15 protein-coding genes are annotated in these 16,789 nt (G+C 61.7%); 14 read left to right on the forward strand and 1 reads right to left on the reverse strand.

The features are described from left to right. From ACN9M1_RS03155 to ACN9M1_RS03220, 14 genes are all read left to right on the forward strand, one after another. Window positions 1-867 (forward strand): branched-chain amino acid ABC transporter permease, encoded by an 867-nt coding sequence (locus tag ACN9M1_RS03155; protein WP_426397311.1) that lies wholly within the window; start codon window positions 1-3, stop codon window positions 865-867. A 26-nt stretch (window positions 868-893) separates the two neighbouring features. Beyond that, window positions 894-1,916, forward strand: coding sequence for a branched-chain amino acid ABC transporter permease (locus tag ACN9M1_RS03160; protein ID WP_426397313.1), 1,023 nt, complete (start codon window positions 894-896; stop codon window positions 1,914-1,916). 132 nt (window positions 1,917-2,048) lie between these two features. Then, window positions 2,049-2,951, forward strand: a complete 903-nt coding sequence (locus ACN9M1_RS03165) for a SphA family protein (protein ID WP_426398787.1) — start codon at window positions 2,049-2,051, stop codon at window positions 2,949-2,951. A 59-nt stretch (window positions 2,952-3,010) separates the two neighbouring features. Continuing rightward, window positions 3,011-4,009: a carbon-nitrogen hydrolase family protein gene (locus ACN9M1_RS03170; RefSeq protein WP_426397314.1), complete on the forward strand. Its 999-nt coding sequence runs from the start codon at window positions 3,011-3,013 to the stop codon at window positions 4,007-4,009. 184 nt (window positions 4,010-4,193) lie between these two features. Beyond that, window positions 4,194-5,657 carry an indoleacetamide hydrolase gene (iaaH, locus tag ACN9M1_RS03175; protein ID WP_426398788.1) on the forward strand — a complete coding sequence of 488 codons (1,464 nt, stop codon included), beginning with the start codon at window positions 4,194-4,196 and terminating at the stop codon, window positions 5,655-5,657. Between the two features lie 32 nt (window positions 5,658-5,689). After that, window positions 5,690-6,388, forward strand: a complete 699-nt coding sequence (locus ACN9M1_RS03180; protein ID WP_426397316.1) for a response regulator transcription factor — start codon at window positions 5,690-5,692, stop codon at window positions 6,386-6,388. Window positions 6,389-7,024: 636 nt separating this feature from the next. Further along, window positions 7,025-7,315 (forward strand): co-chaperone GroES, encoded by a 291-nt coding sequence (groES, locus tag ACN9M1_RS03185; protein ID WP_009238929.1) that lies wholly within the window; start codon window positions 7,025-7,027, stop codon window positions 7,313-7,315. A 100-nt stretch (window positions 7,316-7,415) separates the two neighbouring features. After that, complete coding sequence (gene groL, locus ACN9M1_RS03190; RefSeq protein WP_426397318.1) at window positions 7,416-9,059, forward strand: chaperonin GroEL; 1,644 nt, start codon at window positions 7,416-7,418, stop codon at window positions 9,057-9,059. 242 nt (window positions 9,060-9,301) lie between these two features. Further along, window positions 9,302-10,375, forward strand: a complete 1,074-nt coding sequence (locus ACN9M1_RS03195; protein WP_426397320.1) for a YjgN family protein — start codon at window positions 9,302-9,304, stop codon at window positions 10,373-10,375. A gap of 13 nt (window positions 10,376-10,388) precedes the next feature. Further along, window positions 10,389-11,471, forward strand: coding sequence for a M48 family metallopeptidase (locus ACN9M1_RS03200; RefSeq protein ID WP_426397322.1), 1,083 nt, complete (start codon window positions 10,389-10,391; stop codon window positions 11,469-11,471). 118 nt (window positions 11,472-11,589) lie between these two features. Beyond that, entirely contained in the window at window positions 11,590-12,036 is a 447-nt protein-coding gene (locus ACN9M1_RS03205) for a GtrA family protein (protein ID WP_426397324.1), read from the forward strand. 266 nt (window positions 12,037-12,302) lie between these two features. Further along, window positions 12,303-13,502, forward strand: a complete 1,200-nt coding sequence (locus ACN9M1_RS03210) for a pilus assembly protein TadG-related protein (protein ID WP_426398789.1) — start codon at window positions 12,303-12,305, stop codon at window positions 13,500-13,502. A 9-nt stretch (window positions 13,503-13,511) separates the two neighbouring features. Continuing rightward, window positions 13,512-14,009 carry a TadE/TadG family type IV pilus assembly protein gene (locus ACN9M1_RS03215; RefSeq protein ID WP_426397325.1) on the forward strand — a complete coding sequence of 166 codons (498 nt, stop codon included), beginning with the start codon at window positions 13,512-13,514 and terminating at the stop codon, window positions 14,007-14,009. Then, window positions 14,002-14,448 (forward strand): TadE/TadG family type IV pilus assembly protein, encoded by a 447-nt coding sequence (locus ACN9M1_RS03220; RefSeq protein ID WP_426397327.1) that lies wholly within the window; start codon window positions 14,002-14,004, stop codon window positions 14,446-14,448. The genes ACN9M1_RS03215 and ACN9M1_RS03220 overlap by 8 nt, the downstream gene beginning before the upstream one ends. A gap of 1,330 nt (window positions 14,449-15,778) precedes the next feature. On the opposite strand, the gene ACN9M1_RS03225 is transcribed toward ACN9M1_RS03220, so the two are convergent. After that, complete coding sequence (locus tag ACN9M1_RS03225) at window positions 15,779-16,741, reverse strand: type II secretion system F family protein (protein ID WP_426397329.1); 963 nt, start codon at window positions 16,739-16,741, stop codon at window positions 15,779-15,781. Window positions 16,742-16,789 lie beyond the last annotated feature (48 nt).

Raw genomic sequence — 16,789 nt, forward strand, 5'->3', positions numbered from 1 at the left:
ATGCCCACCGTCATTGAAACGCTATTGAACGGTCTCATGCTGGGCTCGCTCTACGCGCTGTTTGGGCTGGGCTTGAGCTTGAGCCTGGGCGTCATGCGCATGATCAATATCGCCCATGGCGATCTGATTGTGCTGGGGGCCTATCTGGCCAGTGTCGGGACGCAGTTGACGGGGGCAGGGCCGTTCACCGCGTTGCTCCTGGTGTTGCCCATCATGTTTTGCATTGGCTGGTTGCTCCAGCGCTTGTTGCTCAACCGCATGGTGGGGCGCGATGCGCTTTCACCGCTGTTGACGACCTTCGGGCTGTCGATCGTGTTGCAGAACGCGCTGCAGCAGGTCTTCACAGCGGATACCCGCAGCCTGCCCGCCGGTGATTTCGGCACGCTGGGTATCAGGATGGGCGGCGTATCGATCGGTGTGCTGCCGCTGGCCATTACGTTGACGAGCGTAACCGTGTACGCACTCACCCATCTGCTGATCGCGCGCACGCGGTTCGGCCGTCAGGCGCGCGCTGTGGCCGACGATGCGGAAACCTCCCGGTTGGTGGGCATCAACGATCGCAGCTTCTTCTCGCTGGTAACGGGGTTCGTGCTGGTTGTGATCTCGCTGGCTGCTGTTCTATACGGCGTCCGGACGCCGTTCTCTCCCACGGCCGGGCCCGAGCGCCTGCTGTATGCCTTTGAGGCCGTGGTGCTGGGGGGACTCGGCAACCTGTGGGGCACCTTCATTGGTGCGTTGGTGGTGGGGTTGGGGCAGGTTGTGGGCGCTCGTGTGCATACGGGGCTGGGTGCCTTCTTCGGCCACTTGGTCTTTCTCGTTGTGCTGATGGCCAAGCCTGACGGGCTCTTTGCAAAAGGCAGGAAATGATGGACGGGATTCGCAAACTGAATGCCATGCAGCCGACAACGGGTGCACACCTGTCTTGGCTTGCGCCGGCACGCATCGCGTTTTGCGCGCTGCTCCTAGTCGCGCTGGTGTGCGTGCCGTGGGCCACGGATTTCGCCATGCAGCGGCTGTTGGTTGAGGTGTTTACGGTGTTTGCCATCGCGCTTTCGTGGAACCTGTTGACCGGTTACGGAGGGCTTGTGGTGATCGGCCATCACGCCTTTGTGGGCGTGGGGGCGTATGCGTTGTTCACCCTCTCCAACACGCTGGATCTCAACCCGTGGTGGATGCTTCCCGCGGCTGCCGGCATCACGGCGCTGTTTGCAGCCATTGCCTCCGTACCGATGTTTCGATTGAGCGGCCCTTACTTTGGCGTTGGCACATGGGTACTGGCAGAAATGCTCCGTATTGCAACGCTCAATGCAGAGCCGTTGGGTGCTGGTGGCGGCATGCCGTTGGATGCGCTGAGCAATTTTGACCGGTGGCATCGGACAGCAGGGGTCTACTGGGCAGCCCTGGTTGTTGCGGTGGGCAGCCTGTTGGTGGTGCGTACGATCTTGCATGGCCGGCTCGGGCTCGCCCTGCGTGCGGTGCGTGACGCAGAGCCGGCCGCGTCCGCGAGCGGGGTCCCCGTCAAGCGCGCCAAGCTCGTGCTGTGGTGCACGGCGGCCGCGCTCACAGGTACGGCCGGAGCCGTGGCCTACATGAACACATTGCAGGTCACGCCGGATGCTGCTTTCTCACTGAACTGGACGGCCACTGCCATCTTCATTGCGGTACTCGGCGGGATCGGCCCGCTGGAGGGGCCGATCCTCGGTACGGCGGTGTATTTCCTGTTGCGCGAAAGCTTTAGCGATTACGGCACCTGGTACTTCATCGGGCTGGGCGTACTGGCCATTGCAACGATGGTTGTGTCACCGGGCGGGCTGTGGGCCCTGGTAACGCGGCGCTACGCGCTCGATCCCTTTGGAATTCGCCGCAGCATGCCTGCCGCCTGCGTGCCCTCCGACAAGAGGCGGCCCGAAAGGTAGCGCAGTCGCGCAAGTCAATTCGAATTGAAGCAGAGCACATGCGGGAAGCGAGCGCTTCCTGCAGGGGGAGTCGCGCGCCGATTCAAACAACGCGGCGTGCGGGAGAAGTGGTTCAGGGGAGCGCAATTGGAGATGGAAATGAGGAAACGGAAGATCGGCAAGGCAGGCGTTGCTATGGCCTTGGCATTCGGAATGTCTGCGAGCTATGCCACGGAAGGCGGTGGCTCGACCTATGCGGCTGGCGCCGATAACTACTTGATGGGCGCAGTGCCGCCGCCGGGTCTTTATGTACTGGAGTTCGGCAACTTTTATACGGCAGATCAGCTGAAAGATGCCAATGGCAACAATGCGCCGATTCCCAATTTCAAAGTCCAGGCCGTTGTGGCGGCAACGCGCGTCGTATGGTCCACCCCGCTGCAGTTGTTAGGCGGAAACCTAGTGGTGCACTCGATCTTTCCGCTGGTCAACCTGACGGTGAAAGCCGGCGGCGCCAGTCAGACGAAAACCGGTTTGGGCGATATCACCTTTGGCCCGGGGCTCGTGCATCACTACTCGGAGCACCTGCACGACGTGATCGGCTTTGATCTGGTGGCGCCCACGGGGGGCTATCGGCTCGGGGATCTGACCAATATCGGCCGCAACTATTGGTCGATCCAGCCGCTTTACACGATGAGTTATGTCGACCCATCGGGCTTCAATGGCGACTTCAAGGCCACGCTGAACATCAACCAGAAGAACACAGCGACCAACTACAAGTCGGGCACCGAATTCATCCTGGACTATGCGGCAGGCTACGCGGTTGCGCCTGGCTGGGTGGCAGGCGTCAGCGGCTATTGGTACCAGCAGTTGAGCAGCGACACGCAAGGGGGCGCGACGGTGCCGGACTCCAAGGGGCGTGGCTTTGCAATCGGCCCGTCGGTCAAGTTCGACAACGGCAAAGGCTGGTTCCTGACAGCCAAAGTCCAGAAGGAGTTTGCCGAGCGTAACCGTACGCAAGGCACCGCCGTCTGGTTGAAGACTCGGATCATGTTCTAACGCCTTTGGCATACGCCGGGGCGCCTGATCGCGCTCCGCTCAATACTCGGGAGGTCATCATGGGAGTTGTGCATCCCAAATACAAAGTCGCGGTGGTACAGGCTGCACCGGTTTATCTCGATCTGGATGCAACGGTCGACAAGACCATCCGGTACATCGAGGAAGCCGCCGCCGCAGGTGCAAAGCTCATCGCGTTTCCAGAAACGTGGGTCCCCGGGTATCCATGGCATATCTGGCTTGGTGCGCCCGCGTGGGCGATTGCGCGTGGATTTGTCCAACGCTATTTCGACAACTCGCTGGCGTATGACAGCCCGCAGGCAAGGCGCATAGCGGAGGCCGCGCGCAAGAATGGCATGACCGTATCGCTCGGGCTATCCGAGCGCGACGGCGGTACGCTCTATATCGCCCAGTGGCTGATCGGGCCGGACGGCGAAACGATTCACCAGCGGCGCAAAGTTCGGCCCACCCATGCAGAACGCACAGTCTTTGGCGAGGGCGATGGAAGCGATCTTGCCGTCCATGACACACCGCTGGGTCGGGTGGGCGCACTGTGTTGCTGGGAAAACATTCTTTCACTCAACAAATATGCGATGTATGCCCAGCACGAGCAGGTGCATATCGCCTGCTGGCCGAGCTTCTCCACGTACGAGCCGTTTGCACATGCGCTTGGCTGGGAGGTCAACAACGCCGTAAGCAAGGTCTATGCGGTGGAGGGCGGGTGCTTTGTTCTCGCACCGTGTGCAGTCATTTCCCAAGAGATGATCGACGAGCTCTGCGATACGCCTGACAAGCACGCGCTCACCCACGTCGGCGGCGGCCATGCCGTGATCTACGGGCCCGACGGCCGGCCCCTGTGCGACAAGCTGCCGGAAGACGCTGAAGGCCTGCTCTATGCAGAGATCGACCTGGCTCAGATCGGTGTCGCCAAGAATGCCATGGACCCCGTCGGGCATTACTCCCGTCCTGATGTCTATCGGTTGTTGTTCAACCCCAGGAAGAGCAAACGGGTCGAAGACTTCACCTCTCCGGTCGAGGTCGACGTTGCAAGAGAGCTCTAGTTCCAGAGCGCCGCAGTTCCTCTACCACTATGTCACCTCCCTTATGAAACCAACCAGCGTTTCTACCCGGCGCCTTCGGATGATGGCCGTTGTGCGTGCTATGCAAAAACTCGATGGGTTCCAACGAGGAGCCGGGTTGGCACTGGCCGTCGGTGCCATGGGGTTCACTCTGAGTGGCTGCACGATGTTCGAGACAAAACCTCTATCGGCGGACGCGCAGGTCCAGCTCACCGCCACGCAAGCTGTCGAAGCGATTCGTACTGGGCGGTTGTCCGCAGAGGAATATGTCGACACGCTAAGCGCGCGAGCCGAACGGCTCGCTACGTTGAATAGCTTGATCGTCGTGGATAAGACCGGCGCGATGGCAGCAGCGAAGCGAATTGACGAACTTCGCGCGCGCGGTGCAGCACTACCCGCCCTGGCCGGCCTTCCCATTGTGGTGAAGGACAACATCAATACGAAAGACTTGCCGACGACGGGCGCCACGCCAGCACTCGCTCATGTCCAGCCCAAGGAAAGCGCACCGACGCTGCAGCGGCTTGTCGACGCCGGTGCGATTGTGCTTGGCAAGGCGAATATGCACGAACTCGCGTTTGGTGCTACCAACACGAACCTAACCGCGTTCGCCGGCCCCGCACACAATCCATACGACACATCACGCGTTCCCGGCGGCTCATCCGGCGGCACGGGTGCGGCTGTCGCTGCGCGAATTGCCCCCGCCGGGCTCGGCACGGATACAGGAGGCTCCGTGCGCATCCCTGCAGCCTTGTGCGGCCTCGCGGGCTTACGGCCTTCGGTGGGGAATGGATCCGCACAGCGGCGTTACGACGGATCGGGCGTGCTTCCGATCAGTCATACCCGCGACACGATCGGCCCAATGGCCCGCACGGTGGAGGACGTCGTCCTGCTTGATTCGGTGATGAGCGGTCGCCCTGCGGCCACACCAGTGCCCCTGCAAGGTCTTCGACTCGGCGTCCCGGCAAGTCTCTGGGCGGATGCTGATCCGCAGGTGACCGCCGTGATGCGCGCCGCGATTGAAAAGCTCAAAGCCGCAGGCGTTGTCTTGGTCGATGCGGACATCAACGGTTTGCGCGAGTTGACGGACAAGGCTGCGGGCCCGATCGCATTGCACGAAGCTCACGAGGATATCCCTGCGTATCTGAGCGCAACGGGCGTTCACGGCATCTCGCTGCAAGACATCGGGGCGCATGTGGCGAGTCCGGATGTCAAGGCGGCGATGAAGGCAGTGGTTGGCGATGTGGCTGGCGCGGCGTATCCAGCCGCCATTGGCAAGTATCGGCCAGCCATGCAAGCGCTATACGCCGACTACTTCAGCCGGAACGGCGTCGTTGCCATGATCTTTCCCACGGTAGTGGTTCCAGCGCCCCCGATCGACGCCGAGCACGGGTCCGGCAAGTTATCGATCAACGGTGGCGCGCCCGTCGATACGTTTGCCACGCTGATTCGAAACACCGATCCGGGCAGTACTGCCGGAATACCGGGGCTGACGCTACCTGCTGGCCTCACGCAAAACGGTCTTCCCGTGGGCCTTGGCCTTGATGGCCCAATCGGTAGTGATGGCGAGTTGCTGGGCATTGGCCTTGCTCTCGAGAAGGTTCTCGGGGTGCTGCCTGCTCCGCGAATTTGAATTGGGCTGGCGTCGCAGCAACCGGGCGTTTCATGAAATTTGCCGTACTCACCACCAACGCCGCCAGTTTCGCCCTCATCGCTGCTTGCCTGTCAGCGCAGGACGTGACATGCGTGCGATTCGACGACGCATTGACCCTGATACGCGCTGGGCGCACCGAAGGCTTCGATTTGCTGATGATCGATGCGCAGCAGTTCAGCACGGCCGGCCGACTGTTGCTGGCCGGGCGCGAGGGCAACACCCGCATGCGTTCGCCCACGTTGGTATTTGGCCAGTTTGCCGACCGCCATGAGATGGTCGCCGCCTTCGAGGCCGGCATCGAAGACATCATCTCGGGTCACTTCACCGCCGACGAATTGTGCGCCCGTGTTCGCCGCATCTTGCGCGCGGGCGACAGGTCAACGCAGGCCGCCACGCACGGGCAAGTGGTGGTCGGGCCCTACCGCCTATGTCAGCTGACTCGCACGGTGACATTGCACGAAGCACCGATTCGATTGACCGCACGCGAATTCGCCACGGCCTGGCTGTTGTTCTCGTCGTCTGGGGCGTTTTTGTCACGCCAGCAGATCGCCTCTGCAATATGGGGAATCGAGGTCAGCCTTGTCGAGCGCTCGATCGAGCAGCACATCTACAAGCTGCGCAAGAAGCTGGGCTTCGGGCAGGCGACTGGCGTGGAGCTCAAGACGGTCTATGCGCGCGGCTATCAGTTGACCGTCCAGCAGACGAGTTAAGCGAGCTCTCGCGCAGCGTAGAGCCGCAACGTAAGCTGGTGGCAGTGCGCGCTCGTCGGCGTACGCCCGCGCCAGCATCTGTTGCTTCCCTCTCACCTTGAACACCAGGACTTCCATCACCCGCGGCAATTCGCCGTCGACGGCAGCCGTGGCAACCAACTTCAATTGAGTCGGCTCCTCATAGTCGTCAGGCGCCGAGGTGGCCCGTGACTTCGAACGCCTCACGTAGTGCTAACTTGCTGAAAAATAAGGTTTTTTTCATTTTTTGTGCATCGAGGCGCATCGGCGAGTTCCACATTGAGTGACCAAAGTTCCAAATTGAGTGAATTGTCGAGATTCACTCAACTCTGAACCGGCAGGTCAGGATTTACAGGCCTTCCCGGCGGAGTTGCTCAGCCAACTTTGAACTCGTGGTTCGCTCAACTTTGAACTATTCGCGTTTTGGTTCACGTAACTTTGAACTTTCCACAGCGACATCTCGACACCATTCTTGAAATCGTAATACCCCGTCCCTATAATTAGCACTCGCCGGGCAGGAGTGCTAACAACGCCTCCGACCCCCGATGCTTTCCCGATGCGCCGCGTCTTGCGGCGCGTTTTGTGAATAAACACTCACTTTGCATTGAGGAGTTGTGTATGAACCTGCGTCCTTTGCACGACCGCGTGATCGTGAAGCGCCTGGACAACGAAACCAAGACCGCTTCGGGCATCGTCATCCCTGACGCCGCCGCTGAAAAGCCGGATCAAGGCGAAGTGCTGGCCGTCGGCCCGGGCAAGAAAGACGACAAGGGCAACGCGATCGCGCTGGACGTCAAGGTCGGCGACCGCGTGCTGTTCGGCAAGTACGCCGGCCAGGGCGTCAAGGTGGATGGTCAGGAAGTCCTGGTCATGCGCGAAGAAGACATCATGGCCGTGGTGCAAAAGTAAGCACGCGCTCGTTCGCAAGGCTTACCTGTAACCCAATCCTCATTGCCGGCGCAGCTTAAGGGCGCGCGGGCAACATCCAAAGATCTCGGAGATTCTCAAGATGGCAGCTAAAGACGTAGTGTTCGGCGACGCCGCACGTGCCAAGATGGTCGAAGGCGTGAACATTCTCGCCAACGCCGTGAAGGTGACCCTGGGCCCGAAGGGCCGTAACGTGGTGCTGGAGCGCAGCTTCGGTGGCCCGACCGTGACCAAGGACGGTGTGTCGGTCGCCAAGGAAATCGAGCTGAAGGACAAGCTGCAGAACATGGGCGCGCAAATGGTCAAGGAAGTCGCTTCCAAGACCAGCGACAACGCCGGTGACGGCACCACCACCGCAACGGTGCTGGCCCAGTCGATCGTGCGCGAAGGCATGAAGTACGTTGCCGCCGGCATGAACCCGATGGACCTGAAGCGCGGCATCGACAAGGCTGTGACGGCCGCTGTCGAAGAGCTGAAGAAGATCAGCAAGCCGACGACCACCAGCAAGGAAATCGCTCAAGTTGGCGCCATCTCGGCCAACAGCGACGAATCCATCGGCCAGCGCATCGCTGAAGCCATGGACAAGGTCGGCAAGGAAGGCGTGATCACCGTGGAAGACGGCAAGTCGCTGGCCGACGAGCTGGACGTCGTGGAAGGCATGCAGTTCGACCGCGGCTACCTGTCGCCGTACTTCATCAACAACCCGGAAAAGCAAGTTGTCCAGCTGGACAACCCGTTCGTGCTGCTGTTCGACAAGAAGATCAGCAACATCCGCGACCTGCTGCCGGTGCTGGAGCAAGTGGCCAAGGCTGGCCGCCCGCTGCTGATCATCGCTGAAGACGTCGAAGGCGAAGCCCTGGCAACGCTGGTGGTCAACAACATCCGCGGCATCCTGAAGACGGCCGCCGTGAAGGCTCCGGGCTTCGGCGACCGCCGCAAGGCCATGCTGGAAGACATCGCCATCCTGACGGGCGGCCAAGTCATCGCTGAAGAAGTCGGCCTGACGCTGGAAAAGGCAACCCTGAACGACCTGGGCCAAGCCAAGCGCGTTGAAATCGGCAAGGAAAACACCACGATCATCGATGGCGCTGGCGATGCCCGCAACATCGAAGCCCGCGTGAAGCAAGTGCGTGCCCAGATCGAAGAAGCGACCTCGGACTACGACCGTGAAAAGCTGCAAGAGCGCGTGGCCAAGCTGGCTGGCGGTGTTGCCGTGATCAAGGTTGGCGCTGCCACCGAAGTCGAAATGAAGGAAAAGAAGGCCCGCGTGGAAGATGCCCTGCACGCAACGCGCGCTGCCGTGGAAGAAGGCATCGTGGCTGGTGGCGGTGTTGCACTGCTGCGCGCCCGTGCGCTGATCTCCGGCCTGAAGGGTGCCAACGCTGACCAAGACGCCGGTATCAAGATCGTGCTGCGCGCCATGGAAGAGCCGCTGCGCCAGATCGTCACCAACGCTGGCGACGAGGCTTCGGTTGTGGTGTCGAAGGTCATCGAAGGCAACGGCAACTACGGCTACAACGCCGCCACCGGCGAGTACGGTGACCTGGTGGAAATGGGCGTGCTGGACCCGACCAAGGTGACCCGCACCGCGCTGCAGAACGCCGCTTCGGTTGCTTCGCTGATGCTGACCACGGATTGCGCCGTGGCAGAACTGCCGAAGGACGATGCAGCACCGGCAATGCCGGGCGGCATGGGTGGCATGGGCGGCATGGACGGCATGATGTAATTTGCCTGTCCGGCAACCCGGCCCGGCCATCCCTTCCGGATGGCTGTTCCGAACAAAAAACCCCGTGGGTGCAAGCCTGCGGGGTTTTTTGTTGCCCCTTTGTTGCCCTTTCGTTGCCCGCGCGCCGGACGATTTATTAACAGGCTGTAAACGTTGCGCCGCAGCGAGGTCGTTACAATCGGCCCACCCGCGCACCTTGGTTTCCAAGCGGGCATGACAACAACACAGGGAAGGGAAATCAGATGAACGACATCGCACGCGAGCCCATCCTGGGCAGCGCCCCGGCTCCGGCTGCCCCGCAAGCTTTGCGGCTGCGCTTTACCGGCAGTGGCTCGGAATACTTCCGCATCTGGATCGTCAACCTGCTGCTGACCATCGTCACGGTGGGGATCTATGGCGCCTGGGCGAAGGTGCGCACGCTGCAGTATTTCTACCGCAACACGCAACTCGCTGGATCGAGCTTTGACTACCACGGCAGCCCGTACGCCATTCTCAAGGGCCGCGCGATCATCTTCGTGCTGGCGGTGGCGTTCAATCTGCTGGGCCATTCGTCGCCGCTGCTCGGGTTTGCGCTGCTGGCATTGATGGCGATCGCGTTTCCGTGGCTGCTGGTGCGCTCGCTGCGTTTCCGGATGGCCAATTCGAGCTACCGTGGGTTGTGCTTCGCCTTCACGGGCAAGGATGCCGAGGGCTACATGGTGTTCCTGGTGTGGCCGATCCTGAGCGTGTTCTCGCTGTACCTGCTGGCGCCGCTGGCGCACCAGCGCTTCAAGCGCTATCAGCATCGCAACACGCGCTTTGGTACGGCGGCGTTTGATTTTTCGGCCACCCCGGGCAACTTCTATGGCATTTACCTGCGCGCGTTCGGGTTGGCCATTCTGGCGGTGGTGGTAGCTGGTCTGTTGGCGATGGCACTGGGTGTGTCGCTGGTGCGTGCACCGGGCCCAGCCCAGATCGTTGGCCTCGCGGTGGTCGGCGTGTTCTTGTATGCATCGCTGCTGTTCCTGACGCCCTATGTGATGGCGCAACTGCAGAACGTGATCTGGAACCACACCACACTGGGTGCGAACCGCTTCCAGAGCCAAGTGGGTGCCGGCAAGCTGTTCTGGATCTTCGTGTCGAATGCGGTGTTGACCGTCATCACCGTCGGCCTGTTCACGCCGTTTGCGCGTGTGCGCACGGCGCGCTACAAGCTGGGTTCGGTGACGCTGCTGGCTGCCGATTCGCTCGATACCTTCGTGGCCGGAGAGACTGCCAAGGTGGGCGCGCTGGGCGACGCAGCGGTCGACTGGTACGACATCGACATCGCCCTGTAAGCACGGAAGCGCTGTGATCCTCGCCACCTACTTCGACGGCCGCACTTCGCGTGCGCACCCGGTGCGCCTGGCCGTCGAGGCGGGCGAGGCGCTGCTGTACAGCACCGACGGCACGCTGTTGCGCCGCGCACCGCTCGATACGTTGCGCGTGTCAGAGCGCATCAAGCACGCGCCCCGGCTCATCACCTTTGCGGACGGTGCCTTTGCCGAAATTGGCGACCCCGCCGAGCAAGTTGCGCTCAACGCGCTGCTGCATCGCACGGGGCACCACGAAGGCTGGATCGTGCGCGCACAGAACAGCTGGAAGCTGGCGCTGGGCGCACTGGTGGTGATGGTGGCGGTGCTCGTGCTGGGGTATCGCTACGGCTTGCCGTGGGCGGCCCAGGTGGCGGCGCGTATGGTGCCGCAGCGGGTGGAAGCGCAGCTCGGCCGCAGCACGCTGGCCGCCATGGACGAGCGCTGGCTCACACCGAGCAAGCTGCCTGTCGCGCAGCAAGACCGCATTCGCGCGCGCTTCAATGCATTGCGCGACCCGGGGGCCACGTACACGTACCACATCGTGTTTCGCGATGGCGTGATCGGCGCCAACGCCTTTGCGCTGCCCGGCGGCGACATCATCGTGACGGATGCGCTGGTCAAGCTGGTGGGCGAGGGCGATGGCCTCACAGGTGTGCTTGCGCACGAAGCCGGCCATGTGGAAAACCAGCATGGCCTGCGGCAGGTGATTCAGTCGTCGGCCATTGGGGCGACGGCGGCGCTGCTCTTTGGGGATGTGTCGACCATCTTGTCGGGCGTGCCGGCGGCGATGTTGACGCTGCGCTATTCGCGCGATTACGAGCGCGATGCCGACCGCTACGCCGCGCGGCTGCTGCAGAACAACGGTCTCTCGGTCGGCGCCTTTGCCGACGTGCTGCAGGCGCTGGAAGACACGCATGGCGGCACGCGCAAGCCTGATGCCGACAAGAAAGCCGAAGCTGCCAACGATGACGACGCTTCGGCGTTCTTCTCCTCGCACCCGCTCACGCGCGAGCGCATCGACACGCTGCGCCGTTTCGACCGCACCCATGGCGGCAGCGATCGTAGCGACGCGGAGTGACGCACCGAGCGTCCCGCATCACCCGCTCATCCGATTCCCGACAGCCGCGTCATCCATTTGATCGATTTCTCCCCCCGCCTGCGCCACCAAGAATGATCGCAGAGGGACGGGGGACATCATGCGACACGCAGAATCGGGCGTCATGAACGCATTGGTGGGCGTGCTGCCGCCAACGCTTGCACAACGGTTGCCGGATCGCATGATGCTGATCCGCGTGTTCCGCTTCGGGGTTTCTGGTGTGGTCGCCACCGGCGTGCACGTGGCCATCGCCACCACGCTCATCAACGGGTTTTCTGCCTCTCAGGTCACGGCCAATGGCGTGGCGTTTGTCTGCGCCAACGTCTGCTCGTACCTGCTCAATGCGCTGTGGAGCTTCTCGGCCAAGCCGGGGCGCGCCAATTTCCTGCGCTTCTATGCCGTCTCATTGCTCTGCCTGGCGCTGACGCTCGCGATCTCGTGGCTGGCCCAGACGTTGGGCCTGAACTACTGGATCGGGCTCGCGGCGATCCTGTCGGTGGTGCCGCCGCTCACCTTTGTCTTGCATCGGTTCTGGACGTTCCGCTAGCGGAGGGCCATATGGGCTGCCTGCACAAACCGCCTGTGATGCAAGCCACCAGGCGGCCTCGCGTTTCATCGCTGAATCATACCTACGGCCAGTTTCGGACTGCGTTTGTGGCAGCTACAACTGACGATAAGGGACGGGGAAACCTGCAAGCGACCGGCGAGTCGCCGCAGGCAGTCAGTACGACGCCCGATAGCCATGCATACCGGCGGAGGCGAAGGCATATGCGCGCGTATACCAAGCAGAGAGAACGAGGGGCGGTGCTCCCGATGGTCGGCCTGATGCTTGCCGTGTTGCTCGGAATGGCAGGTTTGGTGATCGACTTGAGCGGCTTGTTCGTGGCCAAGACGGAGCTTCAGTCGGCGGTGGATAGCTGTGCCTTGTCGGCGGCCCAGGAGCTCGATGGCGCCTCCGATGCGCTGACACGGGCGACGAATGCGGGGGTGACGGCGGCCAACGCCAACCGCGTTGTCTATCAAGCCTCGTCCGCATCGTTGACGGGGGCCGACATCACGTTCAGCACCGCACTGAACGGCGCATACAGCGCGGCCGGCGTGGCGCCGAGCACGTCGAGCTATGTCAAGTGCACGCATTCCAAAAGCGGGATCACGGCGCGCTTGATCAAGTTCGTGGGCGGCGCCACCAGCAATGCGGTGGCTGCGCTGGCCGTGGCCACGCGTGTGCACGCACAGAGCACGTGCCCCATTCCAGTGGGGCTGATCCCGAAAACCGGTGGAACCGCGCCCAACTACGGGTTCCAGATTGGGGAGTGGGTCAGCATGCTGTATGCCGGCGGCTCGACTACGCCCGGTGAGATGGGCTGGTACAACCTTGATGGCTCCACCAATGCCAGCGAGACCAAGACCGAAATGGATCAGGGCTACTGCAACTCCAAGATCGGCGACCAGCTCGGCACGCCCGGTGCGAAGGTCTCGGTTGACGATAACTGGAACGCCCGCTTTGGCATCTACAAGAACAAGTCCGGCGCGTCGCAACAGCAGCCAGATTTCACGGGCTACTCCTACACGTCGACCAACTGGACCAACACGGTGCCGCAGAACGCATACAGCGGCACGCCGGCATCGGGTTCGGACAAGAGCGCAGCCAACTTCAAGAACAAGCGGCTCGCCTACGCCAACTACGACGATAGCGGTACGAGCGTCACCGGCGGGGACAAGATCACCGGGCTCAACGTCAAGGGCGGCTACAAGAGTCTGGCGACAAGCGGTAGCGGCGGTGATCTTGCCACCTACGGTGCGAATCGGCGCATCGTGCTCGTGCCGGTGCTGTCTTCCGCGTCGAAGATCGTCGACTTCGCCTGCATGTTGATGCTGCAGCCGATTGACGGTGTTCACAACACGCCGCAGTTCGAGTTCCTAGGCAATGCAGGGAGCGCTGGCAGCCCGTGCGCACCCAGTGGTCTGGCGGGTGGCAGCAAGGGCCCTCTGGTTCCGGCACTCGTGCAATAGGAGCGAGCCATGAAGACGCGACAACGACAACATGGCGTGGCGCTGGTGGAACTGGCGCTCACACTCAGCCTGCTGCTGGCCATCACCTTTGGGATAACGGAGTTCGGGCGGGCCATCTACACGTACAACACGCTGGCCAAGGCCACGCGAGATGCCACCCGCTACCTGAGCACGCAAGCAGCCGGCAACGCGACGTCCTATACCACCGCAACCAACCTGGCGGTCTACGGCACGCCCACGGTCGCCCAAACGCAGGCGCCACTGGTGCCGGGGCTGACGTCGAGCATGGTGTCTATTTGCGATGCGTCCAATGCGGGCTGTACCTCCAACATCGCGCAAGGCACCAACCCGGCCATCAATACCGTCACCCTCACGATCTCGGGCTACACGTTCAATCCGGTCATCGACATGATGGCGTTCCTGCGCTTCTATGCCGGCGGGAGCGGGTCGATCACTTCGTTCCCGTTCGGGAACATCTCAGTGACCATGAGGCAGTCCTATGAATAAGCATCAGAAAGGTACGACGGCGGTCGAGTTCGCCATTGTGGTGGCGCTCTTTCTCACGGTGCTGCTTGGCATCCTCGACTTTGGGCGCATTCTTTTTACTTGGAACGCCGTGGGCGAGGCGACACGCTGGGGCGCTCGGCAGGCGGTGGTGTGCGGGCAGGGGTCGACATCGGTGTTGAGCAAGATGCAGACCATTCTGCCGACGCTCAAGGCCGCGAATGTGTCGGTGCAGTGGTATGACACCAGTGGTGCAGTCAGCGCGAGCTGCGATGCCACGAGTTGCGGTGGCGTTGCTGTCAGCGTGACGGGGATGACGGTGGCGCCGTATTCGCCGGCGACCTGGATTGGATTCTCAAATCTTGCTGTGCCGGGGTTTTCTACCTACTTGCCGCGGGAGATCATGGGGCAGGATCCTAATAGCAGCAGTGTTTGTTCTTGAGGTTTTGTTTTTCGCTGTTGGTCTGGTTTGTTGGTCTTTTTGAGGGATGGGCTTGGTGGTCCGTCCCTTTTTCATTTCTTGCTGGGTTTTTTTGTTTGTAGTGCATCCCTGGTTTCATCCCCCTGCCGGGGCGGGCCGTGGTGGTCCATCCCCCTTTCACCCCCTGCCGGGGGCGACTCACTTTCTTTGTCTTGCCAAAGAAAGTAAGCAAAGAAAGGCGCGCCCGAGATGGCGACCCATCCCTTGAATTTCTGTCGCAGGGAGGGAAGGGAGGCAAACTCGCTGCGCTCAAACAGGCCTCCCTTCTTTTTCCTCCCTGCAACAGAAATTCAAGGCGCCATCTAGGGCAGGGTACGGCCACACCGTCGGTGGGCTGCCCCGTGTCGCTGTGTTTCTTGGTCCTGTCGAAGTGCAAAGCCTCAGCGTTGATGCTTGAAGCTCCAATGTCGAAGCGCAAAGCGTCAACGCCAGGGTTCCGAGAGCCGATGCTGACTCCCAAAGCTCCAGCGCTGACACGCTAAGCGTCAACATTTGGACCCAAGAGAGCCAGCGCCGAGTCTCGAAGCATCAGTGTCGGACCTCCAAGAGCTGATGCTGACTTTCAGAGAGCCGGCGCAGACACGCAAAGCGTCAACATTGGGGACCCAAGAGAGCCAGCGTCGAACCTCGGAGCGTCAGTGTCGGGTGTCCAAGAGTCGATACTGATTCCCAAAGAGCCAACGCTGGCACGCAAAGCGTCAACATCGGGACTCGAGAGAGCAGCGCCAAATCTCGAAGCGCCAGCGTCGGATCTACGAGAGTCGATGCTGACCCTCAAACAGCCACCGCTGGCACTCAAAGGGTCAACATCGGCACCCAGAGAGCCAACGCCGCGACTCAGAGAACCAATGCCGAGGGCCCCGCGACGGTGTGGCCGTACCTTGCCCTAGATGGCGCCTTGAATTTTTGTAAGCGGGCGGAAAAAAGAAGGAGGCCTGTTTGAGCGAAGCGAGTTTGCCTCCTTCTCCGCCCGGTTACGGAAATTCAAGGGATCAGTCGCCATCTCGGGCGCGCCTTTCTTTGCTTACTTTCTTTGGCAAGACAAAGAAAGTGAGTCAGCCCCGGCAGGGGATGAAACAGGGGATGGACCACAAAGGCCCGCCCCGGCAGGGGATGAAACCAGGGATGCACCACCAACCCCAAAACCCCAACAGAAGCCCCACCAACCCCACCCCCCCAAAACCCAAAGGAAAAAACCCGGCGCGCGTCCGGGAACAGGACCACCGCTCCAGCGCATACGCCAGGTGATAGTCCGGGGGCCTTTACGACCAGCGATCTTCGCGCGTGTGTGTCAGCTTCCCGAGCCCGTCATGGTCGGCAGCAGCACACGGTAGATCTGAATGAACGCTGGGCCGAGCAACACCAGCAGCAGCGTGGGGAAGATGAAGAAGATCAGCGGAAACAGCAGTTTCAGCGCAATCTTCGCGGCCTGTTCTTCGGCCAGCATCCGACGCTTGGTGCGCAGCATGTCGGACAGCACGCGCAGTGAGTCGGCGAGGCTGGTGCCGAAACGATCGGCTTGAATCAGCATCGATGCAAACCGGTCGACATCTTCCACGCCGGTGCGCAGCGCCAGGTTGGTCAGCGCCTTTTCCTTGGCGAATCCGGAACGCAGCTCCAGCAGCGTGAGTTGCATCTCCTCGGCCATCACCGGGCAGCGCAAGGCGAGTTCATCCGCCACGCGCATCATGGCCGCATCCAGGCCAAGCCCAGCCTCCACGCACACCGTGAGCAGATCGAGCATGTCGGGGAACTCTTCGAACACTGCACGCTTGCGGTGCTCCACCTTGCGCGCCAGCACCGCGTTGGGCAGGTAGTAGCCGATGGCGCTCAGCAGCCCGAGGATGGCGAGGACAAATTCCTGGTCGTGGTGCCCCGGCCAATTGCTCACCACCAGCAGCCCCACCAGCGGGAAGGCGAGCCCCAGCACCGTTTTGACGGCGAAGTACAGCGACGGCGCCCAGGCCTGCCGCCAGCCTGCATTCATGAAGCGCAGGCGCAGCTGTGAGTTTTCCCAACCGTCTTTCGGTAACGACAGCTGTGAGACCGGTTTGGCCCACGTGGCGAGTTTTTCCACCCAGGCATGGTCGGCGCCGCCGGTCAGATCCGTCTCGACGGTGTGGCCGCCAATCTGTTGCATCCGGCCGCGGTTACGGTTCGGAGAAAACAGATGCAGCAGCCCCAGCGCGCCGCCAAAGGCGGCCACGAAGATCAGGGCCAGGATGAAGTACTGATTGAAATAGATGGCTTGCATGATCGTCTCCCCCCAAGAAAACGAGGTCACGTTGTTAGGTGGTCGGCA

Origin of the sequence: Ralstonia sp. R-29 (assembly GCF_049913345.1) — a bacterium.
Classification (GTDB): domain Bacteria; phylum Pseudomonadota; class Gammaproteobacteria; order Burkholderiales; family Burkholderiaceae; genus Ralstonia.